This window comes from Nocardioides sp. CPCC 206348 (genome assembly GCF_048654705.1).
GTDB lineage: Bacteria > Actinomycetota > Actinomycetes > Propionibacteriales > Nocardioidaceae > Nocardioides.
Window position 1 is genome coordinate 13,344 of sequence record NZ_JBMCZA010000216.1, and the last position, 831, is coordinate 14,174.

At 68.2% G+C, this 831-nt stretch carries 1 protein-coding gene; it reads right to left on the reverse strand.

Features of this window, described 5'->3' with window-relative positions:
- On the reverse strand, nt 1-831 hold an 831-nt coding region (locus ACOADB_RS23360), incomplete at both ends, for a hypothetical protein (protein WP_378604376.1).

An 831-nucleotide genomic window follows, 5' to 3' on the forward strand; every position in this document is an offset into this window, starting at 1 on the left:
TGCGGTGATCCGGTCGGCGTACTCCGCTTCGGACAACCCCGCGAGCGTCGGCAGGTGGGACGGCACCCGGTCGACCTTCACGATCTCGACCACGGGTCCGTCCGCAGCCGTGAGGTCGCGGGTGAGCTGCTGCCAGCGCAGCATGATCGGGCCGGTGCGGTGGCCGGTGGTCTCCAGCCAGTTCGCGACCGGTGTTCCGCCGGGGCCGGGAGGGCGCTCGGAGATCACGAAGCGCAGCAACCCGTCCGCATCAGCCACCGCCTGGGCCTTGGTGAGCGACGTCTGGTGCGTCTCGTAGTCCGTCGACGCGTACCAGTCCGACCCGATCTGGATCGCCTGATAGGTGCAGTCGTCGCACCGGGGGACCGTCACGATCATCGCCTCGTCCTCGGCGAGCTCGTAGTGCCCGATCGAGGAGAACTGCGACGACAGGCCGCCAGGGGTGGATGCCGGAACGGTCAGGGTGTTGACCGGCTCCTTGAACTGGAAGAAGTGCGGGAAGGCGAACCAGGTCTGGATCGAGCCGACCAGCGACCGCGCCGCCACCTCGTACTTCTTCTTCAGCGTCTCCGCCGACAGCTCGCGACGGGCGCGACCGAGGGTGTCGGTGCGCTCGATGGTGATCGTCCCGCGCCCCTCGGTGTCCCAGTCGTTGAAGACCTCGCGCACGATCAGCGTCTTCGCGCCCGGCTCCGCGACATAGGTGAACGAGAAGTTCCCCTCACCGTCCACCTCGAGCTCGCGCTCGTCGAACGCCATCAGCGACGTCGCGGCCGAATCGGCGCTGTAGGTCCCGCCCATCACCTGGAACGACAGGTCCGCCGAGGTGCC